Consider the following 26,932-nt stretch of genomic DNA (forward strand, 5'->3'; position numbering starts at 1 on the left):
GTTGTTACCCTGATCCACCCAATCGCGATGGACGACGGTCTGCGTTTCGCAATCCGTGAAGGCGGCCGTACCGTTGGCGCTGGTGTTGTTGCTAAAGTTATCGCTTAATTGTGATTGCTTTAACAGCATAGAAAGAGGGCACTTCGGTGCCCTTTTTTGTGGCCGCTGATCTGAGGAAGGAGTAAAAAACTCATCGCAACTGACAGAAAAACAGCATGCTATAAATCACGCCTTTCTAAAACACTACCCATGTTATCTAAACCACGTATTGCCACCTTTCTTTCACTACGTTTTCATCAGTTACAAATGTCTGAGCGTTTTTCACACTATTTGTGTAAATCTTAATTGAAATGGTACTCATTCTTATTTACACTTATGGCATCGTGAGAGAAAAGGTTAGGTTATGTACGTTTGTCTTTGTAATGCTGTGAGCGATAAGGCGATTCGCAAAGTCATTCAACAGCATCGCCCTGATAGCTTGAAGCAGTTACGTCAACTCGTTCCCATTGGAACTGATTGCGGAAAATGTATTCGCCAGGCGCGAGAGATTTTTGAACAAGAAGTGGCTATCTTGCCAGAGATTGTTGAAGTCGCTTAACGAAGACGAAACCAGTATCAATGCTGGTTAAGTAGTAAAACGTACTAACAGCTTTTTTCTTTGGTGAAAAAATGCGCTACAGCGTGATCGGTATCAAAATCGGTCAGGCTATTTTTTGACTCTTTGTCGCAGGCTTCTACACTTAGTAGATCCAGACAAGGAGGAATTTCCTATGAAAGGCGATAAAAAAGTCGTAGCCCACCTTAATAAGCTGCTCGGAAACGAGTTGGTTGCCATCAATCAGTACTTCCTGCATGCCAGAATGTTTAAAAATTGGGGCTTAATGCGTCTCAACGGCATTGAATACCACGAATCCATCGACGAAATGAAACATGCCGACGTCTATATAGAACGAATTCTGTTTCTTGAAGGTATCCCTAATCTCCAGGATTTAGGGAAGCTGAACATTGGCGAAGATGTCGAGGAAATGCTCAAATCTGATCTTGCCCTTGAGTTAGAGGGGGCCAAAGACCTTCGTGCCGCTATCGCTCATGCAGATTCAGTCCATGATTATGTCAGTCGAGACTTGATGATTAAGATCTTGGCGGATGAAGAACACCATATCGACTGGCTGGAAACCGAGTTGGAGTTGATTGGCCGAATTGGTATTCAGAACTATATTCAGTCGCAATTGAAAGAAGATGCACAGCAGTGATAAGTCGAGTAAGCGCGCTGAGCGGATACTAATGGTGTATATCAGCCAGAGTAAAGAGTGGGCTGGCTGATATAAATTACTAATCCGGATATAGCAAGGCTAGGACCAAATGGCAGTGCCCCGCTATTTTTTGTCACTATGTAACGCAGTAAAAAAAGCACCATACCAAGTACCGATGCGAATGTTGCCACCAGCGGTAATGACATCCAGCCTAACCAAGCCCCTAAAGCTGCCATTAATTTGAAATCTCCATAGCCTAATCCTTCACGCCCGATAAGCTTTTTACCCGCCCAATAAATTCCCCTCATCGCCAGATACCCCAGCATGGCGCCATACACAGCGTCGCGAAGAGTTGCTGTCGATGCATTGCTATGAGAAATCAGCCCCAGCCACAATAAGGGGAGGGTAAGTTTATCCGGCAGCAGATAACATCTGATATCGATGACGCAGAGTGCCAATAAGAACCAGCTCAGAAGCAGAGTCCAACATAGTGTGAATATATCGTCACAGGTAAAAGACAGAGCGAGAAAAAGAGAGGGGCAGAGCAGCATGATAGCGCTTTGCCACAAGAGGGCGTTGTGACGGCTGTAGCACCAGAGTATGACGACCATATTCATGACTTTTGCGAGGGCTATACCGCACAGCAAAACCAATAAATGGCGGTAAATTGGATGGATTGATAGCCAAACAAGAGCGGTGCTAAAAGACATTACGGCGTTTTCCTTGACGTAATCGTTAGATACTTTGATTGCCGAGACTACGTAAGAGGTAAGGAAAAACAATCAAAAAGAGAAACGTGGGGCGAGATAGATGCATTTATGCGAGAAGGCGCGAGAAATGTTACCAGGGCCGGTGTTTGAAAGTCGTGCTTGCTACGTGTGCTCTCACAACGTTGAGAGTACGAAATAAAAGCAATTTATTGTGATGAAGCGGTTGATTCTTGGCGGTAGTTACGTATAATGCGCGGGCTTACCTAACTAAGGTAAGCCTAATTCGATATGAATTAGTGACCGGAAAGTATTACCGGCCAACAATACTCCCGATATGGGGGTTATGTGAAGAACGATTACACTCCCCCATCAATCGAAATGGGTGTGAGGAGTAATCATTTACGTTTAAAATAATTGGAGCTCTGGTCTCATGCAGAACCAAAGAATCCGTATCCGCCTGAAAGCGTTTGATCATCGTCTGATCGATCAATCAACTGCGGAAATCGTTGAGACTGCGAAGCGCACTGGTGCGCAAGTTCGTGGTCCAATCCCGCTGCCGACCCGTAAAGAGCGCTTTACCATTCTGATTTCTCCGCACGTCAATAAAGATGCGCGCGATCAGTATGAGATTCGCACTCACAAACGTCTGGTTGACATCGTTGAGCCAACCGAGAAAACCGTTGATGCTCTGATGCGTCTGGATCTGGCTGCTGGTGTAGACGTGCAGATCAGCCTGGGTTAATCAGGGTCATTGAGCGATTGAGAGGTTGAAACAATGATTGGTTTAGTCGGTAAAAAAGTGGGTATGACCCGCATCTTCACTGAAGATGGCGTTTCTATCCCTGTAACCGTTATCGAAATTGAAGCAAACCGTGTTACTCAGATCAAAGATCTGGAAAACGACGGTTACCGCGCTGTTCAAGTTACTACTGGTAGCAAAAAAGCTAACCGTGTAACTAAACCAGAAGCGGGTCACTTCGCTAAAGCTGGCGTAGAAGCTGGCCGTGGTCTGTGGGAATTCCGTCTTGAAGAAGGCGAAGAGTTCACTACTGGTCAAGACATTAGCGTTGAAATTTTCGCAGACGTTAAGAAAGTAGACGTTACTGGTACATCTAAAGGTAAAGGTTTCGCGGGTACTGTTAAACGCTGGAACTTCCGTACTCAAGATGCTACGCACGGTAACTCCTTGTCTCACCGCGTTCCGGGTTCTATCGGTCAGAACCAGACTCCGGGCAAAGTGTTCAAAGGCAAGAAAATGGCAGGCCAACTGGGTAACGAACGTGTAACCGTTCAAAGCCTGGACGTAGTACGTGTTGACGCTGAGCGCAACCTGCTGCTGGTCAAGGGTGCTGTTCCGGGTGCAACCGGTGGCAACCTGATCGTTAAACCTGCTGTTAAGGCTTAACGTCGAGGAGATAGGAATGGAATTAGTAGTGAAAGACGCGCAAGGCGCGCTGACTGTTTCCGAAACTACCTTCGGGCGTGATTTCAATGAAGCGCTGGTACACCAGGTTGTTGTTGCGTATGCAGCAGGTGCCCGTCAAGGTACTCGCGCTCAGAAGACCCGTGCTGAAGTAACTGGTTCCGGTAAAAAACCATGGCGTCAGAAAGGTACTGGCCGTGCGCGTTCAGGTTCTGTCAAGAGCCCGATCTGGCGTTCCGGTGGTGTGACCTTTGCTGCCAAGCCACAGGACCACAGTCAAAAAGTAAACAAAAAGATGTACCGCGGCGCGCTGAAAAGCATCCTGTCCGAACTGGTACGTCAAGATCGCCTGATCGTTGTCGAGAAGTTCTCTGTAGAAGCGCCTAAAACTAAGCTGCTGGCACAGAAACTGAAAGACATGGCTCTGGAAGACGTGCTGATTGTAACTGGCGAAGTCGACGAGAATCTGTTCCTGGCCGCACGTAACCTGTACAAGGTTGACGTTCGTGATGTAGCAGGTATCGATCCAGTAAGCCTGATCGCCTTCGACAAAGTCGTTATGACTGCTGATGCTGTGAAGCAAGTTGAGGAGATGCTGGCATGATTCGTGAAGAACGTCTGCTGAAAGTGCTGCGCGCGCCGCACGTTTCTGAAAAAGCGTCCACTGCGATGGAAAAGAACAACACCATCGTTCTCAAAGTTGCCCTCGACGCAACCAAAGCTGAAATTAAAGCTGCGGTTAAGAAACTGTTCGAAGTTGAAGTCGAAGACGTAAACACTTTGCTGGTTAAAGGCAAAAGTAAGCGTCACGGTCAGCGTGTAGGTCGTCGTAGCGACTGGAAAAAAGCTTACGTCACCCTGAAAGAAGGCCAGAATCTGGACTTCATCAGCGGCGCAGAGTAAGTCGGAGGAGTAAGAACAATGGCAATTGTTAAATGTAAACCTACATCTCCGGGTCGTCGCCACGTTGTTAAAGTGGTTAACCCTGAGCTGCATAAGGGTAAACCTTTTGCCCCGTTGCTCGAGAAATTGAGCAAAAGCGGTGGCCGTAACAACAATGGCCGTATCACCACCCGTCATATCGGTGGTGGCCACAAGCAACATTATCGTCTGGTTGACTTCAAACGCAACAAAGACGGTGTGCCTGCAGTGGTTGAGCGTCTGGAGTACGATCCGAACCGTTCCGCGAACATCGCGTTGGTTCTGTACAAAGACGGCGAACGCCGTTATATCCTGGCGCCAAAAGGCCTGAAAGTGGGTGACCAGATCCAATCTGGCGTTGATGCTGCTATCAAGGTGGGTAACACCTTGCCTATGCGCAACATCCCAGTAGGTTCAACGGTTCATAACGTAGAAATGAAACCAGGTAAAGGCGGCCAGCTGGCTCGTTCTGCTGGTGCCTACGTTCAGATCGTTGCTCGTGATGGTTCCTACGTGACTCTGCGTCTGCGCTCAGGCGAAATGCGTAAAGTTCAGATCGACTGCCGTGCCACTATGGGCGAAGTTGGTAACTCTGAACATATGCTTCGCGTTCTGGGTAAAGCAGGTGCGACTCGTTGGCGTGGTGTTCGCCCTACCGTTCGCGGTACTGCGATGAACCCAGTCGATCACCCACACGGTGGTGGTGAAGGTCGTAACTTTGGTAAACACCCAGTAACACCATGGGGCGTTCAGACCAAAGGTAAGAAGACCCGTAGCAACAAGCGTACTGACAAGTTCATCGTACGTCGCCGTAGCAAAAAATAATTAGAGGATAAGCCATGCCACGTTCTCTCAAGAAAGGTCCTTTTATTGACCTGCACTTGCTGAAGAAGGTAGAGAAAGCGGTGGAAAGCGGTGACAAGAAGCCTTTGCGCACTTGGTCCCGTCGTTCAACGATCTTTCCTAACATGATCGGTTTGACCATCGCTGTCCATAATGGTCGTCAGCACGTACCAGTATTTGTTTCCGACGAAATGGTCGGTCACAAACTGGGTGAATTCGCGCCGACTCGTACTTATCGCGGCCATGCGGCTGATAAAAAAGCTAAAAAGCGCTAAGGTAGGAGGAAGAGATGGAAACTATCGCTAAACATCGCCACGCTCGTTCTTCTGCTCAGAAGGTCCGCCTTGTTGCAGACCTGATCCGCGGTAAGAAAGTGTCGCAAGCTCTGGAAACTCTGGCCTACACCAACAAGAAAGCTGCTGGTCTGGTTAAGAAAGTGCTGGAGTCTGCCATTGCTAACGCAGAGCACAACGATGGCGCTGACATCGATGATCTGAAAGTCACGAAAATTTTCGTAGATGAAGGCCCAAGCATGAAGCGTATTATGCCGCGTGCTAAAGGTCGTGCAGATCGCATTCTGAAGCGCACCAGCCACATTACTGTGGTTGTGTCCGATCGCTGAGACTCTGGAGACTAGCAATGGGTCAGAAAGTACATCCTAATGGTATTCGACTGGGTATCGTCAAACCTTGGAACTCTACTTGGTACGCGAATACCAAAGAATTCGCTGACAACCTGGACAGCGACTTTAAAGTTCGTCAATTCCTGACTAAGGAATTGTCGAAAGCTTCCGTTTCTCGCATCGTTATCGAGCGCCCAGCGAAGAGCATCCGTGTGACTATTCACACTGCTCGTCCTGGCATCGTTATCGGCAAGAAAGGTGAAGATGTCGAAAAACTGCGTAAGGTCGTAGCGGATATCGCTGGCGTTCCTGCACAGATTAATATCGCCGAAGTCCGTAAACCGGAACTTGACGCTAAATTGGTTGCTGACAGCATCACTTCACAGCTGGAACGTCGTGTTATGTTCCGTCGTGCTATGAAGCGTGCAGTACAGAACGCAATGCGTCTTGGCGCTAAAGGTATCAAAGTTGAAGTAAGCGGCCGTCTTGGCGGTGCTGAAATCGCGCGTACCGAATGGTACCGTGAAGGTCGTGTTCCATTGCATACTCTGCGTGCGGACATCGATTACAACACATCTGAAGCGCACACCACTTACGGTGTAATCGGCGTTAAGGTATGGATCTTCAAAGGTGAGATCCTGGGTGGTATGGCTGCAGTTGAACAACCGGAACCGGCTGCTCAACCTAAAAAGCAGCAGCGTAAAGGCCGCAAGTAAGGAGAGTCGCTGATGTTACAACCAAAGCGTACAAAATTCCGTAAAGTGCACAAGGGCCGCAACCGTGGTCTGGCGCAGGGTACGGATGTGAGCTTCGGCACTTACGGTCTGAAAGCTGTTGGCCGTGGTCGCTTGACTGCTCGTCAAATTGAAGCAGCACGTCGTGCGATGACCCGTGCAGTTAAGCGTCAAGGTAAGATCTGGATCCGTGTATTCCCGGACAAACCGATCACCGAGAAGCCACTGGAAGTTCGTATGGGTAAAGGTAAGGGTAACGTGGAGTATTGGGTTGCCCTGATTCAGCCTGGTAAAGTCCTGTACGAAATGGACGGTGTGCCTGAAGAGCTGGCGCGTGAAGCATTCCAGCTGGCAGCAGCGAAACTGCCTATCAAAACCACCTTTGTAACTAAGACGGTGATGTAATGAAAGCACAAGAGCTGCGCGAAAAAAGCGTGGAAGAGCTGAACACTGAGCTTCTGAACCTGTTGCGTGAGCAGTTTAACCTGCGCATGCAAACAGCCAGCGGCCAGCTGCAGCAAACACACCTGTTGAAGCAAGTGCGTCGTAATGTTGCACGTGTGAAGACTTTACTGACTGAGAAGGCGGGTGCGTAATGAGTGACAAGATCCGTACTCTGCAAGGTCGTGTTGTCAGTGACAAAATGGAAAAATCCATTGTTGTTGCGATTGAACGTGTGGTGAAACACCCAATCTACGGTAAATTCATCAAGCGTACGACTAAGCTGCACGTACATGACGAGAACAACGAATGCGGTATCGGCGACGTGGTAGAAATCCGCGAATGCCGTCCGCTGTCTAAGACTAAGTCTTGGACGCTTGTTCGCGTTGTAGAGAAAGCGATTCTGTAATAGAGTCTCTTGCTCGAAAATAGATAAACGGCTCATTAAATTGGGCCGTTTATTTTTTCTTCCCACTTTTTCCTATCAAAGGATGTGGAACCGGTGTTATAATGCCGCGCCCTCATTAGTGGGGATTATTTAATGACCTATTCCTGGGTCCTAAAGTTGTAGTTGACATTAGCGGAGCACTAACATGATCCAAGAACAGACTATGCTGACCGTGGCCGACAACTCCGGTGCACGTCGCGTAATGTGTATCAAGGTTCTAGGTGGCTCGCACCGTCGCTACGCAGGCGTTGGCGACATCATCAAAATTACCATCAAGGAAGCAATTCCTCGTGGTAAGGTGAAGAAAGGCGACGTGCTGAAGGCGGTAGTGGTGCGCACCAAGAAGGGTGTTCGTCGCCCGGACGGTTCTGTCATTCGCTTCGATGGTAATGCATGCGTTATTTTGAACAATAACAGCGAGCAGCCAATCGGCACGCGTATTTTTGGGCCGGTAACTCGTGAACTGCGTAATGAGAAGTTCATGAAAATTATCTCTCTGGCACCAGAAGTACTCTAAGGAGCGAACCATGGCAGCGAAAATCCGTCGTGATGACGAAGTTATCCTGCTTACCGGTAAAGATAAAGGTAAGCGTGGTAAAGTAAAAAATGTCCTGTCTTCTGGTAAGGTCATTGTTGAAGGTATCAACCTGGTTAAAAAACATCAGAAGCCTGTACCGGCCCTGAACCAACCAGGTGGCATCGTTGAAAAAGAAGCTGCAGTTCAAGTTTCTAACGTTGCAATCTTCAACGCGGCAACCGGTAAGGCTGACCGTGTAGGCTTTAGATTCGAAGACGGCAAAAAAGTCCGTTTCTTCAAGTCTAACAGCGAAACTATCAAGTAATTTGGAGTAGTACGATGGCGAAACTGCATGATTACTACAAAGACGATGTCGTAAAAAAACTCATGTCTGAGTTTGGTTACAATTCTGTCATGCAAGTCCCTCGGGTCGAGAAGATCACCCTGAACATGGGTGTTGGTGAAGCGATCGCTGACAAGAAACTGCTGGATAACGCAGCAGCTGATCTGGCAGCAATCTCCGGTCAAAAGCCGTTCATCACCAAAGCACGCAAATCAGTTGCAGGCTTCAAAATCCGTCAGGGCTATCCGATCGGCTGTAAAGTGACCCTGCGTGGCGAACGTATGTGGGAATTCTTTGAGCGTCTGATCTCTATTGCTGTTCCTCGTATTCGTGACTTCCGCGGCTTGTCTGCTAAGTCTTTCGATGGTCGTGGTAACTACAGCATGGGCGTGCGTGAACAGATCATCTTCCCGGAAATCGACTATGACAAAGTCGATCGCGTTCGTGGTTTGGATATTACCATCACCACTACTGCGAAATCCGATGATGAAGGCCGCGCTCTGCTGGCTGCCTTTAAATTCCCTTTCCGCAAGTAAGGCAGGGTTACTAATGGCTAAGCAATCCATGAAAGCACGCGAAGTTGTTCGCGTGAAACTGGCTGACAAATTCCGCGCTAAACGCGAAGAGTTGAAAGCTATTATCTCTGGTGTGAACTCATCCGACGAAGATCGTTGGGATGCGGTTCTGAAGCTGCAGTCTCTGCCGCGTGATTCCAGCCCGTCTCGTCAGCGTAACCGCTGCCGTCAAACTGGTCGTCCGCATGCATTCTTGCGGAAGTTCGGGTTGAGCCGTATTAAGGTCCGTGAAGCCGCTATGCGCGGTGAAATTCCGGGTCTGAAAAAGGCTAGTTGGTAATTTTCACCATTTGAATCACGGGAGTAACACAGATGAGCATGCAAGATCCGATCGCGGATATGCTGACCCGTATCCGTAACGGTCAAGCCGCGAATAAAGTTGCGGTCACCATGCCTTCTTCCAAGCTGAAAGTGGCAATTGCCAACGTGCTGAAAGAAGAAGGTTATATTGAAGAATTTAAAATCGAAGGCGACGCCAAACCTGAACTGGAATTAGTACTGAAGTACTTCCAGGGCAAGGCAGTGGTAGAAAGCATTCAACGTATCAGCCGTCCAGGTCTGCGCATCTATAAGAAAAAAGATGAGCTGCCAAAAGTTATGGCCGGTTTGGGTATCGCTGTTATTTCTACCTCTAAAGGTGTTATGACTGATCGTGCAGCTCGCCAGGCTGGTCTTGGTGGCGAGATTATCTGCTACGTAGCTTAATTCGGGAGGAAAGAATGTCTCGTGTTGCAAAAGCACCCGTCGTCATTCCTGCCGGCGTAGAGGTAAAACTCAACGGTCAGGTTATTTCGATTAAGGGTAAGAACGGCGAGCTGTCTCGTACTATCCATAAGGCTGTTGTTGTTAAACAGGAAGAAAACACCATTACTTTCGCTCCACGTGAAGGTTTTGTTGACGGTTGGGCCCAAGCGGGTACTACTCGTGCACTGTTGAACGCAATGGTTGTTGGTGTTACCGATGGCTTCACTAAAAAGCTTCAACTGGTTGGCGTTGGTTATCGTGCTGCCATTAAAGGCAACGCGGTGAGTTTAGCTTTAGGCTTCTCTCACCCTGTAGAACACCAGCTGCCGGAAGGCATCACTGCTGAGTGCCCGACCCAAACTGAAATCGTGCTGAAAGGCGCTGATAAGCAGGTTATCGGTCAGGTTGCCGCAGATTTACGTGCCTACCGTCGTCCTGAGCCTTACAAAGGCAAAGGTGTCCGTTACGCCGACGAAGTCGTGCGTACCAAAGAGGCTAAGAAGAAGTAAGGTAACACTATGGATAAGAAATCTGCTCGTATCCGTCGTGCGACCCGCGCACGCCGCAAGCTCAAAGAACTGGGTGCGACACGTCTGGTGGTACATCGTACCCCGCGTCATATTTACGCACAGGTCATTGCACCAAATGGTTCTGAAGTATTGGTAGCTGCATCTACTGTAGAAAAAGCTATCACTGAGCAATTGAAGTATACCGGTAACAAAGATGCTGCATCAGCAGTAGGTAAAGTAATTGCTGAACGCGCGTTGGAAAAAGGGATTTCGAAAGTATCCTTTGACCGTTCCGGTTTCCAATATCATGGTCGAGTCCAGGCACTGGCAGATGCTGCCCGTGAAGCTGGCCTTCAGTTCTAAGGTAGAGGTGTAAGATGTCACACATCGAAAAACAAGCTGGCGAACTGCAGGAAAAGCTGATCGCGGTAAACCGCGTATCTAAAACCGTAAAAGGTGGCCGTATTTTCAGCTTTACCGCACTGACAGTTGTTGGTGATGGTAACGGTCGCGTTGGTTTTGGCTACGGCAAAGCACGCGAAGTTCCGGCAGCGATCCAAAAAGCGATGGAGAAAGCCCGTCGCAACATGTTGAACGTCGCGCTGACTAGCGGCACCCTGCAGCACCCTGTTAAAGGTGCTCATACAGGTTCCCGTGTGTTCATGCAGCCGGCTTCAGAAGGTACCGGTATTATCGCCGGTGGTGCAATGCGCGCCGTCCTGGAAGTCGCAGGGGTACACAACGTATTGGCTAAAGCCTATGGTTCTACTAACCCGATTAACGTGGTTCGTGCAACTATCGCTGCTTTGGAAGATATGAAGTCCCCAGAAATGGTTGCTGCCAAGCGTGGTAAATCCGTCGAAGAAATTCTAGGGAAATAACCATGGCAAAGACTATTAAAGTAACTCAAGTTAAAAGCAGCATCGGTCGTTTGCCTAAGCACAAGCAAACTTTGACTGGTTTAGGTCTGCGTCGTATTGGTCACACTGTAGAGCGCGAGGATACTCCTGCTGTACGCGGTATGATCAATCTGGTTTCCTATATGGTTAAGGTTGAGGAGTAAGAGATGCGTTTAAATACTCTGTCTCCGGCTGAAGGTGCTAAACAAGCGCCACGCCGTTTAGGTCGTGGTATTGGTTCTGGCCTGGGTAAAACCGGTGGTCGTGGTCACAAAGGTCAGAACTCACGTTCTGGCGGTGGCGTACGTCGCGGTTTCGAAGGTGGTCAGATGCCTCTATATCGTCGTCTGCCGAAATTCGGCTTCACTTCACGCAAAGCTATGATCACGGCAGAAGTTCGTCTGTCTGAGCTGGCTCTGGTTGAAGGCGATGTAATTGACCTGAACACGCTGAAAGCCGCTAACGTAGTGGGCATCCAGATCGAGTTCGCCAAAGTAATTCTCTCTGGTGAAGTTACTCGTCCGGTAACCGTACGTGGTCTGCGTGTCACCAAAGGCGCTCGTGTTGCTATCGAAGCTGCTGGCGGTAAAATTGAGGAATAAGTAGCAGATGGCTAAGCAACCGGGATTAGATTTTCAAAGTGCTAAGGGTGGACTAGGCGAACTGAAGCGCAGACTGTTGTTTGTTATCGGTGCGCTAATTGTTTTCCGTATCGGCTCTTTTATTCCGATCCCTGGTATTGATGCCACTGTACTTGCCAAATTGCTCGAACAGCAGCGAGGCACCATCATAGAGATGTTTAACATGTTCTCTGGTGGTGCTCTCAGCCGTGCTTCTATCTTTGCTTTGGGTATTATGCCGTATATTTCGGCCTCTATTATTATCCAGTTGCTGACGGTGGTTCATCCAGCGTTAGCAGAGATAAAGAAAGAAGGGGAGTCTGGCCGTCGTAAGATTAGCCAGTACACCCGTTACGGTACACTGGTGTTGGCCGTATTCCAGTCGATCGGTATTGCTACCGGTTTACCGAATATGCCTGGTATGCAGGGCCTGGTGTTAAATCCAGGCTTTGCGTTCTACTTTACTGCAGTAGTGAGCTTAGTGACCGGGACAATGTTCCTGATGTGGCTAGGTGAGCAGATTACTGAACGTGGTATCGGTAACGGTATCTCAATCATAATCTTTGCAGGCATCGTAGCGGGTCTCCCGCCAGCTATCGGTCATACTATCGAACAAGCCCGGCAAGGCGACCTGCACTTCCTCCTGTTGCTGTTGGTTGCAGTATTAGTGTTTGCAGTGACGTTCTTCGTTGTGTTTATGGAGCGTGGTCAACGACGTATTGTTGTTAACTATGCCAAACGTCAACAAGGTCGTCGTGTTTATGCAGCACAGAGCACACACTTACCGTTGAAAGTGAACATGGCTGGCGTAATACCTGCTATCTTTGCTTCTAGCATTATTCTGTTCCCGGCCACGATTGCATCATGGTTCGGTGGCGGAACGGGTTGGAACTGGCTGACAACGATTTCGCTGTATTTGCAGCCAGGGCAACCGCTTTATGTGTTACTCTATGCCACTGCAATCATCTTCTTCTGTTTCTTTTATACTGCGTTGGTGTTCAACCCGCGTGAGACAGCAGATAACCTGAAGAAGTCCGGTGCATTTGTACCAGGAATTCGTCCGGGAGAGCAAACGGCGAAGTATATTGATAAAGTAATGACCCGCCTTACCTTGGTAGGTGCGTTATACATTACTTTCATCTGCCTTATCCCGGAGTTCATGCGTGACGCAATGAAAGTTCCATTCTACTTTGGCGGTACATCACTGCTCATCGTAGTTGTGGTCATCATGGACTTTATGGCTCAAGTGCAAACTCTGATGATGTCAAGTCAGTACGAGTCTGCATTGAAGAAAGCAAACCTGAAAGGCAATAATCGCTAATCTGGTGAGTTTGCGAAGTTACGGAGAGTAAAAATGAAAGTTCGTGCTTCCGTCAAGAAATTATGTCGTAACTGCAAAATTGTTAAGCGTAACGGTGTCGTTCGCGTAATTTGCAGCGCAGAACCGAAGCATAAACAGCGTCAAGGCTGATTATCTCGCATATTTTTCTTGCAAAGTTGGGTTGAGCTGGCTAGATTAGCCAGCCAATCTTTTGTATGTAAGCTGCAACATTATTTGAGTATCCTGAAAACGGGCTTTTCAGAATGGTGTTGCCGTATAAAATAGTAGGAGTGCATAGTGGCCCGTATAGCAGGCATTAACATTCCTGATCAGAAACATACCGTGATCGCATTAACTTCGATCTACGGCATCGGTAAGACCCGCTCACAGGCTATCTGTGCAGCATCAGGTATTGCTGAAAATGTTAAGATCAGTGAGCTGTCTGAAGAGCAAATCGAAAAGCTGCGTGACGAAGTTGCCAAGTTCATTGTTGAAGGTGATCTGCGTCGTGAAGTCACCCTGAGCATCAAGCGTCTTATGGACCTTGGAACTTATCGTGGTTTGCGTCATCGTCGTGGTCTTCCAGTACGCGGTCAGCGTACCAAGACTAACGCACGTACCCGTAAGGGTCCGCGTAAACCGATCAAGAAATAATCGGGGTGATTGAATAATGGCAAAGGCACCTGTTCGTACACGTAAGCGTGTAAGAAAACAAGTCTCTGACGGCGTGGCTCATATCCATGCGTCTTTCAACAACACCATTGTGACTATTACCGATCGTCAGGGTAATGCTTTGGGTTGGGCAACAGCCGGTGGTTCAGGTTTCCGTGGTTCTCGTAAGTCAACTCCGTTTGCAGCTCAGGTTGCAGCCGAGCGTTGTGCTGACGCAGTTAAAGAATACGGTATCAAGAATCTGGAAGTTATGGTTAAAGGACCTGGTCCTGGACGTGAGTCTACTATCCGTGCGTTAAACGCGGCTGGTTTCCGCATCACTAATATTACTGATGTGACTCCTATCCCTCATAACGGTTGTCGTCCGCCGAAAAAGCGTCGCGTATAACGCTGCTTTTAGGTTTGTTGGAGAGAGAAAATGGCAAGATATTTGGGTCCTAAGCTCAAGCTTAGCCGTCGTGAGGGCACAGATTTATTCCTTAAATCTGGCGTTCGCGCGATCGATACCAAGTGTAAAATTGAACAACCACCTGGCCAGCACGGTGCGCGTAAACCGCGTCTGTCTGACTACGGTGTGCAGTTACGTGAGAAGCAAAAAGTTCGCCGTATCTACGGTGTTCTGGAGCGTCAGTTCCGTAACTATTACAAAGAAGCAGCACGCCTGAAAGGCAACACCGGTGCAAACCTGTTGCAACTTCTGGAAGGTCGTCTGGACAACGTTGTTTACCGTATGGGCTTCGGCGCTACTCGTGCAGAGTCACGTCAGCTGGTTAGCCATAAAGCTGTTATGGTAAATGGTCGCGTTGTTAACATCGCTTCTTATCAGGTATCTCCGAATGACGTTGTCAGCATCCGTGAGAAAGCTAAAAAGCAATCTCGCGTGAAGGCCGCTTTGGAGTTGGCTGAACAGCGTGAAAAGCCGACTTGGCTTGAAGTTGATGCTGCTAAGATGGAAGGTGTGTTCAAGCGTCAGCCTGAACGTACTGATCTGTCTGCTGACATTAACGAACACCTGATCGTCGAGCTTTACTCTAAGTAAAGCTTAGTACCAAAGAGAGGACACAATGCAGGGTTCTGTGACAGAGTTTCTAAAACCGCGCCTGGTAGATATCGAGCAAGTCAGTTCGACGCACGCCAAGGTGACCCTTGAGCCATTAGAGCGTGGCTTTGGCCATACTCTTGGCAACGCACTGCGCCGTATTCTGCTTTCATCCATGCCGGGTTGCGCGGTGACCGAGGTTGAGATTGATGGTGTACTGCATGAGTACAGCACCAAAGAAGGCGTACAGGAAGATATCCTGGAAATCCTGCTCAACCTGAAAGGGCTGGCGGTGAGAGTTCAAGGGAAAGATGAAGTTATTCTTACCCTGAATAAGTCTGGCATTGGCCCTGTGACTGCAGCCGACATTACCCATGATGGTGATGTCGAAATCGTCAAGCCGCAACACGTGATCTGCCACCTGACTGATGAAAACGCTGCTATCAGTATGCGTATCAAGGTTCAGCGCGGTCGTGGTTATGTGCCGGCGTCTGCCCGAATTCATTCGGAAGAAGATGAGCGCCCAATTGGTCGCCTGTTAGTTGACGCATGCTACAGCCCTGTAGAGCGAATTGCCTACAATGTTGAAGCAGCGCGTGTCGAGCAGCGCACCGACTTGGACAAGCTGGTAATCGAGATGGAAACCAACGGTACGATCGATCCTGAAGAGGCGATCCGTCGTGCGGCAACCATTCTTGCTGAACAACTTGAAGCTTTCGTTGATTTGCGAGATGTACGTCAACCGGAAGTCAAAGAAGAGAAGCCGGAGTTCGATCCAATCCTGCTGCGCCCTGTTGACGATCTGGAATTGACTGTCCGCTCTGCTAACTGCCTTAAAGCAGAAGCAATCCACTACATCGGTGATCTGGTACAGCGTACCGAGGTTGAGCTTCTTAAGACGCCTAACCTGGGTAAAAAATCTCTTACTGAGATTAAAGACGTACTTGCTTCCCGTGGTTTGTCTCTGGGCATGCGCCTGGAAAACTGGCCACCAGCAAGTATTGCTGACGAGTAACCGGATCACAGGTTAAGGTTTTACTGAGAAGGATAAGGTCATGCGCCATCGTAAGAGTGGTCGTCAACTGAACCGTAACAGCAGCCACCGACAGGCTATGTTCCGTAACATGGCCGGCTCTTTGGTTCGTCATGAGATCATCAAGACGACCCTGCCGAAAGCGAAAGAGCTGCGTCGCGTTGTTGAGCCGCTGATTACTCTTGCCAAGACCGACAACGTTGCAAATCGTCGTCTGGCATTCGCCCGTACTCGTGATAACGAGATCGTGGCAAAACTGTTTAATGAACTGGGCCCGCGTTTCGCGAGCCGTGCCGGTGGTTACACTCGCATTCTGAAGTGTGGTTTCCGTGCAGGCGACAATGCGCCGATGGCATACATCGAGCTCGTTGATCGTGCAGAGTCAAAAGCAGAAGTAGCAACTGCTGAATAATCTGTAGATGCAATAAAAAAGCCGGGCTTGCCCGGTTTTTTTACGCCTAAATTTTGCGTTCTCCACTCATCTCTTACCCGCTTTGCGTATTTTCCTATTTGTATCTGGCTATGCTGGTATCTTATGCTGATGTTGTTTGGGCACTTTGGCTGGATAGATATGATATTAAGTGAACAAAGGGTTGAGCGACTGATTCTCGAAGCACAGAAAAAAGGCGAGTTTGATTCGTTGCCTGGTTCTGGGGCTCCTTTGGTTTTGGATGATGATAGCGCGGTGCCTGAAGAATTACGGATGGCCTATCGCATTCTCAGAAACTCGGGTTATTTGCCTCCTGAATTGCAGTCGCGACAGGAAGCACTAGAGCTATATAAACTCATGCAAAGCATCACGCTTGATGATCCACGCTACTCTCAGGCTGAAAAACGTCTAAAATTATTAGAACATCGATTACAGCAAGCTGGATTAAGCACTGACTTTCTTCAAGGTCCTTACAAGACGGTTATCAGCAAAAAATTAAATACGGAGACCTAATGTTCAAAATTGGAGATTTGGCCAAACTTGCAGAAGTGACACCTGATACGGTGCGTTACTACGAGAAACAAGGACTCATGTCTTATGGTGAACGTAGTGAGTCTGGCTATCGTTTGTATACAGAAAATGATCTTCAGCGTTTACGTTTTATTCGCTATGCCAAAACTATCGGCTTTACTCTAGAAGCGATTGCTGAACTTCTTTCGATTCGAATTGATCCTACTCAACACACCTGCGAGGAGTCTAAATCGATTGTAGACCACCGTTTGCAAGAAGTTGAACAGCGCCTCGATGAGCTGATTCATATGCGTGATTCGTTAAAAAGGCTAAGCAGCGCATGCTGTGGCAAAGCACATAGCACCTCTAGCTGTTCTATTTTGGAGGCACTGGAAGCAGGGGCGACGACTGATATTGCAAAATCCAAATATTGAGCATAGATTATGCTCGATCCACATTGTGGACATTTTGTCTACAAAACATCAATCATGTTGCGAGGAAAATATGAGTCACTATCAACATAAAAAAGGCACTATTCAAGACAATGCATTGCACGCATTACTACACGACCCGTTGTTCCGTCAGCGAGTAGAAAAAAGCCTCAAAGGCAAAGGTAGTTATCGCCGTAAAGAGAAAAATGGCAAGAAGGGGAATTGGGAGGGCAGTGTTAAACGTTTCAAGTAAGCTTTTAACACTGCCTTTCTACATGCAGACTGCGATTTTGCATGCTACAAATGAAAAAGCCATCGTTGAGATGGCTTTTTACATTCACATCCGAGATATTACATTACAGCTTAGGTGTCTGCTGTTGTTTTAACAGGTCGCGAATCTCACTCAATAGCGTTTCTTCAGCCGTTGGTTTCGCAGGTGCTTCTGGTTCCACATCTTCTTTACGGCGCATCTTATTCATTAGTTTGATGGCGCAGAAGATAGCTAATGCCACAATAACAAAATCGAAGATATTTTGGATAAACACGCCGTATTTCATAACGACAGCAGGTACCGTTCCTTGTGCATCGCGTAATACGAGCTCGAAGGATTTAAAGTCCACGCCACCAATCAGTAATCCCAATGGCGGCATAATAATATCGGCAACCAATGACGAAACGATTTTGCCGAAAGCAGCACCGATAATTACACCGACTGCTAAATCAACCACGTTGCCACGCATGGCAAATTCACGGAACTCTTTCATAAAACTCATAAAAACACCCCTTAAGGAATCAATAAATCTGTCAATCAAAGTAAAGACTATTTAGTGCAAATGCGCTACAAAACTTAACTAATTACGGTTAAGTTAATGATTAATCCGCCTGACGGTTAATCATCATAGGAAGAATGGACTTGGTTGGAACAATCTTTCTACATCGCGCACGAATTTTTTATCTGTAATGAACATGATCACGTGGTCACCTTGCTGTATTCGGCTTGTTCCGTTGGCGATAATTACCTCGTCACCGCGGACAATAGCCCCAATCGTTGTGCCGGGTGGCAGCTTGATTTGTTCAACGGTTCTACCGACAACCTTCGACGTGCTTTCATCGCCATGGGCGATAGCCTCAATCGCTTCAGCCACACCTCGGCGCAAAGAGGATACGCTGACAATATCTGCCTTACGCACATGACCTAATAATGCTGAAATAGTGGCTTGCTGTGGTGAAATAGCAATATCTATCACACTGCCTTGCACTAAATCGACATACGCACTGCGCTGGATTAATACCATCGCTTTTTTAGCGCCCATACGTTTAGCTAGCATAGCTGACATGATATTAGCTTCATCATCATTGGTAATGGCGATAAAGACATCAACTTGTTCTATATGCTCTTCAGCCAGTAGCTCTTGATCGGATGCATCTCCATAGAAAACAATCGTATCCTGCAACAGCTCCGCCAGCTCCGCTGCGCGTTGCTGGTCACGTTCAATCAATTTAACGCTATAGTTTTTCTCTAGGCGACGAGCAAGGCCGGCACCCACATTACCGCCGCCTACAATCATAATGCGCTTGTAGGGTTTCTCCAGGCGTTGTAGCTCGCTCATTACCGCACGAATATGCTGCGAAGCGGCAACGAAGAACACTTCATCACCCGCTTCAATAATGGTCGAGCCTTGCGGGCGTATTGGCCTGTCTTGCCGGAAAATTGCCGCGACGCGGGTTTCTATATGCGGCATATGTTCCCGCATAGCTGATAACGCATTACCGACAAGCGGGCCGCCATAATAGGCGTTCACCGCGGCAATACTGACTTTACCTTCTGCAAAGTTAACGACCTGTAATGCGCCAGGATATTCAATTAACTTATAAATATAGTCAGTCACCAACTGCTCTGGTGAGATGAGGTGATCGATTGGTACGGCTTCAGGCTGAAACAGTTTTTCCGATTCACGGATGTACTCGGGAGAACGGATACGTGCAATACGGTTTGGCGTGTTGAAAAGCGAATAGGCTATTTGGCAGGCCACCATATTGGTTTCGTCAGAATTCGTAACAGCCACGAGCATATCCGCATCTTCCGCGCCTGCTTCACGCAGCACACGTGGATGTGACGCATGGCCCTGAACGACGCGTAAGTCAAACTTATCCTGCAATTGGCGCAGACGAGTGGTGTTGGTATCGACAATAGTGATGTCGTTATTTTCACCCACCAGATTTTCTGCCAGTGTCCCACCAACTTGACCTGCACCGAGAATTATTATTTTCATTTAGATCTATTCTCCGCCAACTAGTCGCTTCAAGCTTATTGGATATGTCACTTGTCACTCAGCTTTTGATTAACTTCGCGTAATAGAAACCGTCACCTTCTTCTGCATGCGGCAGATTCTGTCTTCCTGGATGGGCCTTATCACCTGTTTCAACCAGCTTAGCGTCAGGGTGGCGTTCAAGGAAGGCGGCTATCTGCTGGCTATTTTCTTCTGGTAAAATTGAACAGGTAGCATAAACCATCACACCTTGTGGCTTGAGTATCGGCCAGATGGCTTCGAGGATTTCAGCTTGCAGCGCGGCTAATTCGTTAATATCGCTATCGCGTCGCAGCCATTTTATATCAGGGTGACGGCGTATCACGCCCGTTGCTGAGCAGGGAGCGTCCAATAATATCTTATCGAACACTTTGTCCACTGCCCAAATGTGGGGTTCCCTACCATCGCCTTGTTTCACTTCTGCATGTAGCCCAAGACGTTGCAGATTTTCATGAACGCGCACTAAGCGTTGTTTATCGACATCGACAGCAAGAAGATGTGCTTTAGGCGCAGCCTCAAGGATATGGGTGGTTTTGCCGCCCGGCGCGCAGCATAAATCCAAGATCGTTTCGCCATTTTGCGGATCCAGTAGATCAACGCTGCCTTGTGCGGACGCATCTTGAACCGTGACCCAACCTTGCTCGAAACCAGGAAGATGTCCGACGGCACAAGGTGTCGCTAAGCGGATCGCGTCGCCGTAAAGAGGATGAGGAAAAGCTTCAATCTCAACGTCTTTTAACAGCGCCAGATACTCATCGCGTGTATGGTGCTGGCGATTGACTCGTAACCACATTGGTGGGCGCTGGTTATTGGCTTCTATTATCTGTTGCCACTGCTGTGGATAGGCCAATTTGATACGTTTCAACAACCAACTTGGATGCAGAAAACGATTTTCGTTATTCTCAAGACGTTGTAGCAGTTCTTCTTGTTGACGTTGAAACGTACGTAGCACGCCATTTATCAATCCTTTAAGCTGCGGACGTTTTAATGCTACTGCGCCTTCAACTGTTTCAGCCAATACTGCATGAGCTGGAATACGCATATGAATCAACTGATAAAGCCCAACCATCAGCAGATAATGCAGCGTTCGTTGTTTACCTGTGAGTGGTTTAGCCATCAGTTGTTGCAGGCACCACTCAAGCTGTGGCAGCACGCGTAGCGTGCCAAAACATAACTCTTGCAGCAGTGAGCGGTCTTTGTCTGCGATATTTTTGTGTAAGCCGGGGAGAACGGTCGATAAGGACTGCCCTTGGTCGAGCACCTGACTGATTGCTTTTGCAGCAATGCTGCGAAGGTTATAGGTGTTTTTCATAGTCAAAATAGCCGAGGGTAGCCAGCATTGTATAAAAGAAAAAGCCCGATAAACGGTGTGTCTCGGGCTGCATAGAAATGTTAAAGCTTAAGCTAACACGGTACCCGGCGTGAACCATTCACGGCGCGAGTTAAGCAAGTCTTGGGCTGACATTGCTTTTTTACCTGCAGGTTGCAACTGAGTGATATTCAGTACGCCCTCAGCGGTAGCAACTTGAATGCCTTTCTTATCTGCTGCCATGATAGTGCCAGGCTCAGCATCTTTATCGCTATTGAGTACTTCAGCCTGCCAAACCTTAACTGGCTGTCCATCGATAATAAAATAGCTTACCGGCCAAGGGTTGAAAGCGCGGATGCAACGCTCTAATTGCGTTGCGCTGAGAGACCAATCAAGTTTAGCTTCTTCTTTGCTGAGTTTTTCAGCGTAAGTGACTGCCGCTTCACTCTGTGCTTCAGGTTGTGCTTTGCCTGTTTCGAGCAGCGTTAATGTTGTCAGCATGCCTTGTGGACCGAGTCCGGCAAGTTTGTCGTACAACGATGCACTGGTATCTTCGGCTTCGATGTCACAACTTATCTTATGCAACATGGCGCCGGTATCCAGCCCTGCATCCATTTGCATGATGGTAATGCCGGTTTGTGCATCGCCAGCCCAAAGCGAACGCTGAATCGGCGCTGCACCGCGCCAACGCGGCAACAAGGAGCCGTGCACGTTGATACAGCCAAGCTTTGGCATATCCAATACCGCTTGTGGCAGGATCAACCCATAAGCGACGACAACCATTACGTCAGCATTCAAGTCAGCAACCAAACGTTGGTTTTCTTCTGGACGCAGTGATTTCGGTTGGAAAACGGGGATGTTGTGCTCAATGGCCAGATTTTTAACCGGGCTTGGTGTCAGTTTATTACCACGGCCAGCAGGACGGTCTGGTTGGGTAAAGACACCAACGACCTCGTGCTCAGATGACAAAAGCGCGTCAAGATGACGCGCTGCAAAATCCGGCGTTCCGGCAAATATTATCCGCAAAGCGTATTCCTGTAGTGAACCAGTCATGAAATAACGTTTAATCTTTCAAGTTGCAGCAATGCGTATCGCATTTAGCTGCAACTTGACGTGTTATCGCAGATTACTTGTTGCGAGCATCCAGCTTGGCTAACTTTTCCATTTTCTGGCGGATGCGTTGGCGCTTCAGTGGGGAGAGGTAATCCACGAAGAGTTTGCCAATCAGGTGATCCATTTCATGCTGAATACAAATTGCCAGCAAGTCGTCTGCTTCCAGAACGAATTCTTTGCCATCACGATCCAGAGCGCGAATTTTTACTTTTTCTGCTCGCGGCACTAATGCACGCTGATCGGGAATTGACAGGCAGCCTTCTTCAATACCGGTTTCGCCACATTGCTCAATCAGCTCTGGGTTAATGAGTACCAGACGCTCATTACGCTCTTCTGAAACGTCGATAACGATAATGCGCTGATGAATATCAACCTGAGTAGCGGCCAGCCCAATACCTTCTTCGGCATACATGGTATCGAACATATCGTCCACGATCTGCTGAATTTCTGCATTCACTTCTTTGACCGGTTTTGCAGTAATGCGAAGCCGCTCGTCTGGGTAACGTAATATATGTAATACGGACATAAATCTCTGGATCTTTATTCAAGGGATTAACGAAATATAGCCTTCATTCTAGACATTTTCAGTTCTGATTGACAGCATCGTCTATCAATTGAACAAACGGCGTATGTTGCCATTAGCAAGGAGAGGCTGATGACTCACCAGGAAGTGTGGCTACGGCTGTCAGCAGTAAAAAAATTAGATGTGACGCTGGCATGTTCACTCGCGCAGCATCTGTTTGATAAGGGGGACTATCATGCAGGCGCGTTATATGAATTACCGATAACTGATGAACAACGATCCACGTTTTTGCGTCCTCGCCAAGAACCTTTGAGCGCCGCTTTACGTTGGCTAGAAAACGAAAATCATCATTTGTTGGTGATTGATGACGCTGCTTATCCTGACTTACTGCGCCACATCTCTTCCCCTCCTTTAGTGTTATTTGTACAAGGAGATGTTGACGTGTTATCAAGCCCCCAAATTGGCATGGTTGGAAGCCGCGAGCATAGCCACTATGGAGCAGATTGGGCGAAGTACTTCTCAGCAGGATTAATTAGCAGTGGTTTCACTATTACCAGCGGGTTAGCGTTGGGCATTGATGGCATTTGCCATCGTGCTGCATTAGAAAGTGAAGGCAAAACAATTGCTGTGCTCGGCAGTGGGTTAGGCAATATCTATCCACGGCGAAACAGCGCATTAGCTGATGATATTGTGCAGCAAGGTGGTGCCCTCGTCTCCGAATTACCTATTGCAGCTCCTCCGTTGCGTGAACATTTTCCACGACGTAATCGAATTATTAGCGGACTGAGCGTTGGCGTATTAATTGTTGAGGCGGGTTTACGCAGTGGTTCACTGATTACTGCTCGCTATGCGTTAGAACAAGGCCGGGAGGTCTTTGCTTTACCCGGTCCACTCGGTACATCAACCAGTGAAGGTACACACTGGTTGATCCAACAAGGTGCATATCTGGTGACGGGGCCACAAGATATTGCTGAGCATATCGGCAGTGGTCTGACGTGGATCCCCCCTAAAAAATCGACTATTAAGCAAAAATCTGTTTCGTCGCCGGCAAAAAAAGCGACAGAGGAGATTATTTGTGTAGAAGATGCTGAACTTGAATTGCCATTTGCCGATGTGTTGGCTAACGTAGGATATGAGGTGACACCTATTGACGTCGTCGCCGAACGTGCCGGCCAACCTGTGCCAGAAGTCGTAGCAAAGCTACTTGATCTGGAGTTAGCAGGGTGGATCGCAGCAGTATCCGGCGGCTATGTCCGTATTGGGAGGGCAGGCCATGTTCGACGTATTAATGTACTTATTTGAAACTTACATCCACAACGAAGCGGAGATGAGTGTCGACCAAGACAGGTTAACTGATGATTTGACTCAGGCTGGATTTCATCGGACGGATATCCTGAATGCATTAAATTGGCTTGAAAAATTGGCAGATCTGCAAGAGGGCGGTACGCCTTCTTATATGATGGATGCCGATCCTTGTGCCCTCAGAGTTTATAGCGATGAGGAAGCAAATCGGCTTGATGCCAGTTGCCGTGGTTTTTTGTTATTCCTGGAACAGATCAAAGTATTAAATTTCGATACCAGAGAGATGGTTATCGATCGTGTTATGGCTCTGGATACCGATGAGTTCGATCTTGAAGATCTCAAATGGGTGGTGCTGATGGTTCTTTTTAATATTCCAGGATATGAAAGTGCTTATCAGCAGATGGAAGAGCTGTTATTTGAGGTTAATGAAGGTTATCTGCATTAAAGATAACGGGTAAATCACAGAGTATGACGAAAGCAGCACCTCTTGCTGAGAAGCAAAATGAATCCTGTCCGGAATGTGGGGCCGACCTGGTGATCCGAAGTGGTCGCCACGGCCCCTTTCTCAGCTGTTCCACCTACCCGCAATGTGAATATATCAGGCCGCTGAAAGCACAAGCTGATGGGCATATCGTCAAAGTGCTCGATGGTCAACAGTGCCCGAAATGCCAGTCAACATTAGTCTTACGACAAGGGCGTTTTGGTATGTTTATCGGCTGTAGTGGCTATCCACTTTGCGATCACACTGAAGTGATAGATAAACCAGCAGAGACATCACTTAGTTGTCCGCAGTGTGGGAATGGGCATTTGCTGCAACGCAAATCTAGATACGGCAAAGTGTTTCATGCGTGTAACCGCTATCCAGATTGCCAATTTGCCATCAATAACAAACCTGTCGCAGGCGTGTGTGAGCACTGCCAGTATCCGCTATTGATGGAAAAGAAAACGGCGCAGGGGCCGAAGCTGTTTTGTGCCAGCAAACTCTGCGGTAAACCGGTCGTTAATAAAGATTGAGTAAGATGAATAAACATCCTGAGAGCGATATGTCTCTCGTATTGCAGGCATTAAATCAACAGCAAGTTATTGCTTACCCAACTGAAGCCGTTTTCGGTCTGGGGTGTGATCCTGATAGTGAACAGGCTGTTGAGGCATTATTAACACTTAAAAGACGCCCCCGCGAAAAAGGCTTGATCTTGATTGCCGATAATTATCAGCAATTGCTTCCTTATATAGATGATTCGCAGCTAGGCGAACAACGCCTCAAAGAGATCCTCGCTTGCTGGCCAGGCCCGGTAACTTGGGTGATGCCTGCGAAAGCCAGTACGCCAGATTGGCTTACTGGGCGATTTAATTCACTAGCAGTGCGCGTTAGCGATCACCCTTTAGTGAAAGAACTTTGCCAGCAGTTTGGTAAACCTCTGGTTTCAACCAGTGCCAATTTGACTACTTTACCGCCTTGCCGGACAGCTGAAGAGGTGAAGCAGCAGTTTGGCGATGACTTCCCTGTGTTGCATGGCGCAGTCGGTGGGCGGGAGAATCCGTCTGAAATCAAGGATGCACTAACAGGTCAACTTATTCGTCAAGGTTAAGAGAAACTACTCATGTCTTCTTTCGCAGTATTCGGCAACCCAATTAATCACAGTAAATCTCCAAGGATCCATGCGCTATTTGCTGCGCAAACGGGTATTAAACTGGCTTATGGCACGGTTCTGGCTCCGCTTGATGGATTCGAAAGTACGTTGCATGATTTCTTTGCACAAGGTGCATCTGGTGCCAATGTGACAGTCCCTTTTAAAGAGCGTGCTTTTGCTCTGGCCGATGAACTTAATGACCGCGCTGCAATGAGTGGTGCGGTCAATACGTTGAAGAAGCTGGAAGACGGGCGTCTGCTTGGCGATAACACGGATGGTGTCGGCATGCTCAGCGATCTGCAGCGTTTGGATATGATCAAACCTGGCGAGCGAGTATTACTGGTGGGAGCTGGTGGGGCCGCGCGCGGTGTTATTCTGCCGTTGCTTGATTTTGAATGTCAGGTTGTAGTGACTAACAGAACGTTTGAGCGCGCACAGCAACTGCAAGATCACTTTACTGGTAAAGGTGAGATTAGCGCTATTGCTATGGATGACCTCACAGGCGAGCATTTTGATCTCATTATTAATGCTACGGCATCTGGTATTAAAGGTGATGTTCCAGCGTTACCTACTTCCCTCGTTAGTCATAAAACCCGTATCTACGATATGTACTATCAGGCAGGGCCGACGGCGTTTATTCGTTGGGCAACGGCGCTGGGGGCTACCCAGTGTGCTGATGGTCTGGGAATGTTGGTTGGGCAGGCGGCGTATGCATTTTATTTATGGCATGGTGTGATGCCAGAAATTGCGCCAGTGCTGGAGCAGCTTAAGCAAGATATGGCGTAATAAATTAAGCCTGATATCGAGCAGCAAGATCCATAGCCGTGATAATCACGGCTATGGGGAATGGATTTCCGACTCGGTACATTAACTGATCTGTAATGAAGAACATGATCCTCGGAGTGAGATCTATTTATCTTCACCCGAAAGGTAATCGTCTTTCCATTTTACATAGTTGCTTGAAGAGTAGGTTAAGCCAGCGCGTTCAGCAGCCGTCAGCTCACGAATTTGTTTAACCGGGCTGCCTAAATACAGATAACCACTTACCAGCCTCTTTCCTGGGGGCACCAAACTACCAGCGCCTATCATCACGTCATCTTCAATCACTGAGCCATCTAGTAAGATAGAACCCATCCCGACTAATACACGATTACCGATAGTGCAGCCGTGGAGCATGACTTTGTGCCCGACAGTGACATCTTCGCCAATAACCAAAGGGTAGCCTTGCGGATTGTGTTCTGATTGATGCGTAACGTGCAGTACGCTGCCATCTTGAATATTGCTACGGCGGCCAATCGATACTTTATTCACATCTCCGCGGATGGCGACTAACGGCCAGATACCGACGTCATCAGCAAGAGTGATATTGCCAATAACAACGCTGGTGGGATCAACCATCACGCGTTCACCCAGAGTTGGCCAGACACCTTTATAAGATCGTAACGCTGCAGACATATTGTCATCCTCCACTTTATGAGTCCTTTATTACACCGTAGTAAGCCATAAGATCATATTGCCCCCTATATTTTTGTCGATAAAACCAGCCGATCGAACAAGATCAAAACGAAAGGTTCGAAAAAGAAGCAGTTGAAATTAAAAGATCAAAAAAGCCTTGTGGAAAAAATTCGGATCCCTATAATGCGCCTCCATCGACAGGGAACAACGTGAACAACTTCACGAAGTAACCGGGTCGGAAAGATTGAAAAC

At 48.0% G+C, this 26,932-nt stretch carries 45 protein-coding genes and 1 pseudogene; 39 read left to right on the top strand and 7 right to left on the bottom strand.

Annotation, left to right across the window (positions count from 1 at the left end):
* The 3 genes and pseudogenes from ACL9RG_RS21815 to bfr form a co-directional block, all read left to right on the top strand.
* Positions 1-108: pseudogene (locus ACL9RG_RS21815) on the top strand (elongation factor Tu); the annotation flags it as partial.
* Between the two features lie 295 nt (positions 109-403).
* The gene (gene bfd, locus ACL9RG_RS21820; RefSeq protein WP_422794762.1) at positions 404-598 is read left to right on the top strand and encodes a bacterioferritin-associated ferredoxin; all 195 of its coding nucleotides are present in this window, start codon (positions 404-406) and stop codon (positions 596-598) included.
* 172 nt (positions 599-770) lie between these two features.
* Positions 771-1,253, top strand: a complete 483-nt coding sequence (bfr, locus tag ACL9RG_RS21825) for a bacterioferritin (protein ID WP_422794763.1) — start codon at positions 771-773, stop codon at positions 1,251-1,253.
* Positions 1,254-1,294: 41 nt separating this feature from the next.
* Here bfr and ACL9RG_RS21830 read toward each other — a convergent pair whose 3' ends face one another.
* Positions 1,295-1,963 (bottom strand): prepilin peptidase, encoded by a 669-nt coding sequence (locus ACL9RG_RS21830; protein WP_422794764.1) that lies wholly within the window; start codon positions 1,961-1,963, stop codon positions 1,295-1,297.
* 430 nt (positions 1,964-2,393) lie between these two features.
* On the opposite strand from ACL9RG_RS21830, the gene rpsJ reads away from it, so the two are divergent.
* The 31 genes from rpsJ (at position 2,394) to ACL9RG_RS21985 (ending at position 17,291) form a co-directional block, all read left to right on the top strand.
* Complete coding sequence (rpsJ, locus tag ACL9RG_RS21835) at positions 2,394-2,705, top strand: 30S ribosomal protein S10 (protein WP_009639175.1); 312 nt, start codon at positions 2,394-2,396, stop codon at positions 2,703-2,705.
* Positions 2,706-2,738: 33 nt separating this feature from the next.
* Entirely contained in the window at positions 2,739-3,368 is a 630-nt protein-coding gene (gene rplC / locus ACL9RG_RS21840; protein WP_422794765.1) for a 50S ribosomal protein L3, read from the top strand.
* A gap of 16 nt (positions 3,369-3,384) precedes the next feature.
* On the top strand, positions 3,385-3,990 hold the full coding sequence (gene rplD / locus ACL9RG_RS21845) for a 50S ribosomal protein L4 (RefSeq protein WP_422794766.1): 606 nt from the start codon (positions 3,385-3,387) through the stop codon (positions 3,988-3,990).
* Complete coding sequence (gene rplW / locus ACL9RG_RS21850; RefSeq protein ID WP_422794767.1) at positions 3,987-4,289, top strand: 50S ribosomal protein L23; 303 nt, start codon at positions 3,987-3,989, stop codon at positions 4,287-4,289. Before rplD ends, rplW begins: the two co-directional genes overlap by 4 nt.
* 18 nt (positions 4,290-4,307) lie before the next feature.
* On the top strand, positions 4,308-5,132 hold the full coding sequence (gene rplB / locus ACL9RG_RS21855; protein WP_422794768.1) for a 50S ribosomal protein L2: 825 nt from the start codon (positions 4,308-4,310) through the stop codon (positions 5,130-5,132).
* A gap of 14 nt (positions 5,133-5,146) precedes the next feature.
* The gene (rpsS, locus tag ACL9RG_RS21860) at positions 5,147-5,425 is read left to right on the top strand and encodes a 30S ribosomal protein S19 (protein ID WP_004929772.1); all 279 of its coding nucleotides are present in this window, start codon (positions 5,147-5,149) and stop codon (positions 5,423-5,425) included.
* A gap of 14 nt (positions 5,426-5,439) precedes the next feature.
* Positions 5,440-5,772, top strand: a complete 333-nt coding sequence (gene rplV / locus ACL9RG_RS21865; RefSeq protein WP_004391423.1) for a 50S ribosomal protein L22 — start codon at positions 5,440-5,442, stop codon at positions 5,770-5,772.
* 17 nt (positions 5,773-5,789) lie between these two features.
* Complete coding sequence (gene rpsC, locus ACL9RG_RS21870) at positions 5,790-6,488, top strand: 30S ribosomal protein S3 (RefSeq protein ID WP_004929766.1); 699 nt, start codon at positions 5,790-5,792, stop codon at positions 6,486-6,488.
* 12 nt (positions 6,489-6,500) lie between these two features.
* A complete protein-coding gene (rplP, locus tag ACL9RG_RS21875; protein WP_009639183.1) occupies positions 6,501-6,911 on the top strand; it encodes a 50S ribosomal protein L16 in 411 nt (136 codons plus the stop codon).
* Positions 6,911-7,102, top strand: coding sequence for a 50S ribosomal protein L29 (gene rpmC / locus ACL9RG_RS21880; RefSeq protein WP_422794769.1), 192 nt, complete (start codon positions 6,911-6,913; stop codon positions 7,100-7,102). The genes rplP and rpmC overlap by 1 nt, the downstream gene beginning before the upstream one ends.
* Positions 7,102-7,356: a 30S ribosomal protein S17 gene (rpsQ, locus tag ACL9RG_RS21885; protein ID WP_422794770.1), complete on the top strand. Its 255-nt coding sequence runs from the start codon at positions 7,102-7,104 to the stop codon at positions 7,354-7,356. Before rpmC ends, rpsQ begins: the two co-directional genes overlap by 1 nt.
* Positions 7,357-7,540: 184 nt before the next feature.
* The gene (gene rplN, locus ACL9RG_RS21890) at positions 7,541-7,912 is read left to right on the top strand and encodes a 50S ribosomal protein L14 (protein WP_008457164.1); all 372 of its coding nucleotides are present in this window, start codon (positions 7,541-7,543) and stop codon (positions 7,910-7,912) included.
* Positions 7,913-7,922: 10 nt separating this feature from the next.
* Positions 7,923-8,237, top strand: coding sequence for a 50S ribosomal protein L24 (rplX, locus tag ACL9RG_RS21895; RefSeq protein WP_169405535.1), 315 nt, complete (start codon positions 7,923-7,925; stop codon positions 8,235-8,237).
* Between the two features lie 14 nt (positions 8,238-8,251).
* On the top strand, positions 8,252-8,791 hold the full coding sequence (rplE, locus tag ACL9RG_RS21900; RefSeq protein WP_422794771.1) for a 50S ribosomal protein L5: 540 nt from the start codon (positions 8,252-8,254) through the stop codon (positions 8,789-8,791).
* A 13-nt stretch (positions 8,792-8,804) separates the two neighbouring features.
* On the top strand, positions 8,805-9,110 hold the full coding sequence (gene rpsN, locus ACL9RG_RS21905; RefSeq protein ID WP_422794772.1) for a 30S ribosomal protein S14: 306 nt from the start codon (positions 8,805-8,807) through the stop codon (positions 9,108-9,110).
* 32 nt (positions 9,111-9,142) lie between these two features.
* Positions 9,143-9,535 carry a 30S ribosomal protein S8 gene (gene rpsH, locus ACL9RG_RS21910; protein ID WP_017493971.1) on the top strand — a complete coding sequence of 131 codons (393 nt, stop codon included), beginning with the start codon at positions 9,143-9,145 and terminating at the stop codon, positions 9,533-9,535.
* 14 nt (positions 9,536-9,549) lie between these two features.
* The gene (rplF, locus tag ACL9RG_RS21915; RefSeq protein ID WP_422794773.1) at positions 9,550-10,083 is read left to right on the top strand and encodes a 50S ribosomal protein L6; all 534 of its coding nucleotides are present in this window, start codon (positions 9,550-9,552) and stop codon (positions 10,081-10,083) included.
* A 9-nt stretch (positions 10,084-10,092) separates the two neighbouring features.
* The gene (gene rplR, locus ACL9RG_RS21920; RefSeq protein ID WP_422794774.1) at positions 10,093-10,446 is read left to right on the top strand and encodes a 50S ribosomal protein L18; all 354 of its coding nucleotides are present in this window, start codon (positions 10,093-10,095) and stop codon (positions 10,444-10,446) included.
* Positions 10,447-10,460: 14 nt separating this feature from the next.
* Positions 10,461-10,964 carry a 30S ribosomal protein S5 gene (rpsE, locus tag ACL9RG_RS21925; RefSeq protein WP_422794775.1) on the top strand — a complete coding sequence of 168 codons (504 nt, stop codon included), beginning with the start codon at positions 10,461-10,463 and terminating at the stop codon, positions 10,962-10,964.
* Between the two features lie 2 nt (positions 10,965-10,966).
* Positions 10,967-11,146: a 50S ribosomal protein L30 gene (gene rpmD, locus ACL9RG_RS21930; RefSeq protein WP_422794776.1), complete on the top strand. Its 180-nt coding sequence runs from the start codon at positions 10,967-10,969 to the stop codon at positions 11,144-11,146.
* Positions 11,147-11,149: 3 nt separating this feature from the next.
* Complete coding sequence (gene rplO / locus ACL9RG_RS21935; RefSeq protein WP_422794777.1) at positions 11,150-11,584, top strand: 50S ribosomal protein L15; 435 nt, start codon at positions 11,150-11,152, stop codon at positions 11,582-11,584.
* A gap of 7 nt (positions 11,585-11,591) precedes the next feature.
* Positions 11,592-12,923, top strand: a complete 1,332-nt coding sequence (gene secY, locus ACL9RG_RS21940; protein WP_422794778.1) for a preprotein translocase subunit SecY — start codon at positions 11,592-11,594, stop codon at positions 12,921-12,923.
* A gap of 33 nt (positions 12,924-12,956) precedes the next feature.
* Positions 12,957-13,073 (top strand): 50S ribosomal protein L36, encoded by a 117-nt coding sequence (gene rpmJ / locus ACL9RG_RS21945; RefSeq protein ID WP_002227352.1) that lies wholly within the window; start codon positions 12,957-12,959, stop codon positions 13,071-13,073.
* Between the two features lie 147 nt (positions 13,074-13,220).
* Positions 13,221-13,577: a 30S ribosomal protein S13 gene (gene rpsM / locus ACL9RG_RS21950; protein ID WP_034793665.1), complete on the top strand. Its 357-nt coding sequence runs from the start codon at positions 13,221-13,223 to the stop codon at positions 13,575-13,577.
* 16 nt (positions 13,578-13,593) lie between these two features.
* A complete protein-coding gene (rpsK, locus tag ACL9RG_RS21955; protein ID WP_004929731.1) occupies positions 13,594-13,983 on the top strand; it encodes a 30S ribosomal protein S11 in 390 nt (129 codons plus the stop codon).
* 30 nt (positions 13,984-14,013) lie between these two features.
* On the top strand, positions 14,014-14,634 hold the full coding sequence (gene rpsD, locus ACL9RG_RS21960; RefSeq protein WP_422794779.1) for a 30S ribosomal protein S4: 621 nt from the start codon (positions 14,014-14,016) through the stop codon (positions 14,632-14,634).
* A 25-nt stretch (positions 14,635-14,659) separates the two neighbouring features.
* Positions 14,660-15,649, top strand: a complete 990-nt coding sequence (locus ACL9RG_RS21965) for a DNA-directed RNA polymerase subunit alpha (protein WP_002919219.1) — start codon at positions 14,660-14,662, stop codon at positions 15,647-15,649.
* A gap of 40 nt (positions 15,650-15,689) precedes the next feature.
* Complete coding sequence (gene rplQ / locus ACL9RG_RS21970; protein ID WP_013573706.1) at positions 15,690-16,079, top strand: 50S ribosomal protein L17; 390 nt, start codon at positions 15,690-15,692, stop codon at positions 16,077-16,079.
* A gap of 159 nt (positions 16,080-16,238) precedes the next feature.
* Positions 16,239-16,610, top strand: coding sequence for a DUF1992 domain-containing protein (locus ACL9RG_RS21975; protein WP_422794793.1), 372 nt, complete (start codon positions 16,239-16,241; stop codon positions 16,608-16,610).
* Positions 16,610-17,041: a Zn(2+)-responsive transcriptional regulator gene (gene zntR, locus ACL9RG_RS21980; RefSeq protein WP_422794780.1), complete on the top strand. Its 432-nt coding sequence runs from the start codon at positions 16,610-16,612 to the stop codon at positions 17,039-17,041. Before ACL9RG_RS21975 ends, zntR begins: the two co-directional genes overlap by 1 nt.
* Before the next feature lie 70 nt (positions 17,042-17,111).
* A complete protein-coding gene (locus tag ACL9RG_RS21985) occupies positions 17,112-17,291 on the top strand; it encodes an alternative ribosome-rescue factor A (RefSeq protein ID WP_422794781.1) in 180 nt (59 codons plus the stop codon).
* A gap of 103 nt (positions 17,292-17,394) precedes the next feature.
* On the opposite strand, the gene mscL is transcribed toward ACL9RG_RS21985, so the two are convergent.
* The 5 genes from mscL to def form a co-directional block, all read right to left on the bottom strand.
* Complete coding sequence (gene mscL, locus ACL9RG_RS21990; protein ID WP_422794782.1) at positions 17,395-17,811, bottom strand: large-conductance mechanosensitive channel protein MscL; 417 nt, start codon at positions 17,809-17,811, stop codon at positions 17,395-17,397.
* A 123-nt stretch (positions 17,812-17,934) separates the two neighbouring features.
* Complete coding sequence (trkA, locus tag ACL9RG_RS21995) at positions 17,935-19,311, bottom strand: Trk system potassium transporter TrkA (protein ID WP_422794783.1); 1,377 nt, start codon at positions 19,309-19,311, stop codon at positions 17,935-17,937.
* A gap of 58 nt (positions 19,312-19,369) precedes the next feature.
* Positions 19,370-20,659: a 16S rRNA (cytosine(967)-C(5))-methyltransferase RsmB gene (rsmB, locus tag ACL9RG_RS22000; protein ID WP_422794784.1), complete on the bottom strand. Its 1,290-nt coding sequence runs from the start codon at positions 20,657-20,659 to the stop codon at positions 19,370-19,372.
* A gap of 87 nt (positions 20,660-20,746) precedes the next feature.
* Entirely contained in the window at positions 20,747-21,709 is a 963-nt protein-coding gene (gene fmt / locus ACL9RG_RS22005) for a methionyl-tRNA formyltransferase (protein ID WP_422794785.1), read from the bottom strand.
* A gap of 73 nt (positions 21,710-21,782) precedes the next feature.
* Positions 21,783-22,295: a peptide deformylase gene (gene def, locus ACL9RG_RS22010; protein ID WP_422794786.1), complete on the bottom strand. Its 513-nt coding sequence runs from the start codon at positions 22,293-22,295 to the stop codon at positions 21,783-21,785.
* Positions 22,296-22,424: 129 nt separating this feature from the next.
* Here def and dprA point away from each other — a divergent pair, with 129 nt between their 5' ends.
* From dprA to aroE, 5 genes are read left to right on the top strand one after another with little or no spacing between them, the layout of a single operon-like run.
* Complete coding sequence (gene dprA, locus ACL9RG_RS22015) at positions 22,425-23,594, top strand: DNA-protecting protein DprA (protein WP_422794787.1); 1,170 nt, start codon at positions 22,425-22,427, stop codon at positions 23,592-23,594.
* A complete protein-coding gene (locus ACL9RG_RS22020; protein WP_422794788.1) occupies positions 23,566-24,039 on the top strand; it encodes a DUF494 family protein in 474 nt (157 codons plus the stop codon). Before dprA ends, ACL9RG_RS22020 begins: the two co-directional genes overlap by 29 nt.
* Positions 24,040-24,062: 23 nt before the next feature.
* A complete protein-coding gene (locus tag ACL9RG_RS22025; protein ID WP_422794789.1) occupies positions 24,063-24,608 on the top strand; it encodes a topoisomerase DNA-binding C4 zinc finger domain-containing protein in 546 nt (181 codons plus the stop codon).
* A 5-nt stretch (positions 24,609-24,613) separates the two neighbouring features.
* Positions 24,614-25,183, top strand: coding sequence for an L-threonylcarbamoyladenylate synthase type 1 TsaC (tsaC, locus tag ACL9RG_RS22030; protein ID WP_422794790.1), 570 nt, complete (start codon positions 24,614-24,616; stop codon positions 25,181-25,183).
* 12 nt (positions 25,184-25,195) lie between these two features.
* Positions 25,196-26,011 carry a shikimate dehydrogenase gene (gene aroE, locus ACL9RG_RS22035; RefSeq protein WP_422794791.1) on the top strand — a complete coding sequence of 272 codons (816 nt, stop codon included), beginning with the start codon at positions 25,196-25,198 and terminating at the stop codon, positions 26,009-26,011.
* Positions 26,012-26,134: 123 nt separating this feature from the next.
* Here aroE and ACL9RG_RS22040 read toward each other — a convergent pair whose 3' ends face one another.
* Complete coding sequence (locus ACL9RG_RS22040; protein ID WP_422794792.1) at positions 26,135-26,680, bottom strand: gamma carbonic anhydrase family protein; 546 nt, start codon at positions 26,678-26,680, stop codon at positions 26,135-26,137.
* Positions 26,681-26,932 lie beyond the last annotated feature (252 nt).

It is taken from the genome of Rouxiella sp. Mn2063, assembly GCF_049319665.1.
Taxonomy (GTDB): Bacteria; Pseudomonadota; Gammaproteobacteria; order Enterobacterales; family Enterobacteriaceae; genus JBMOUD01.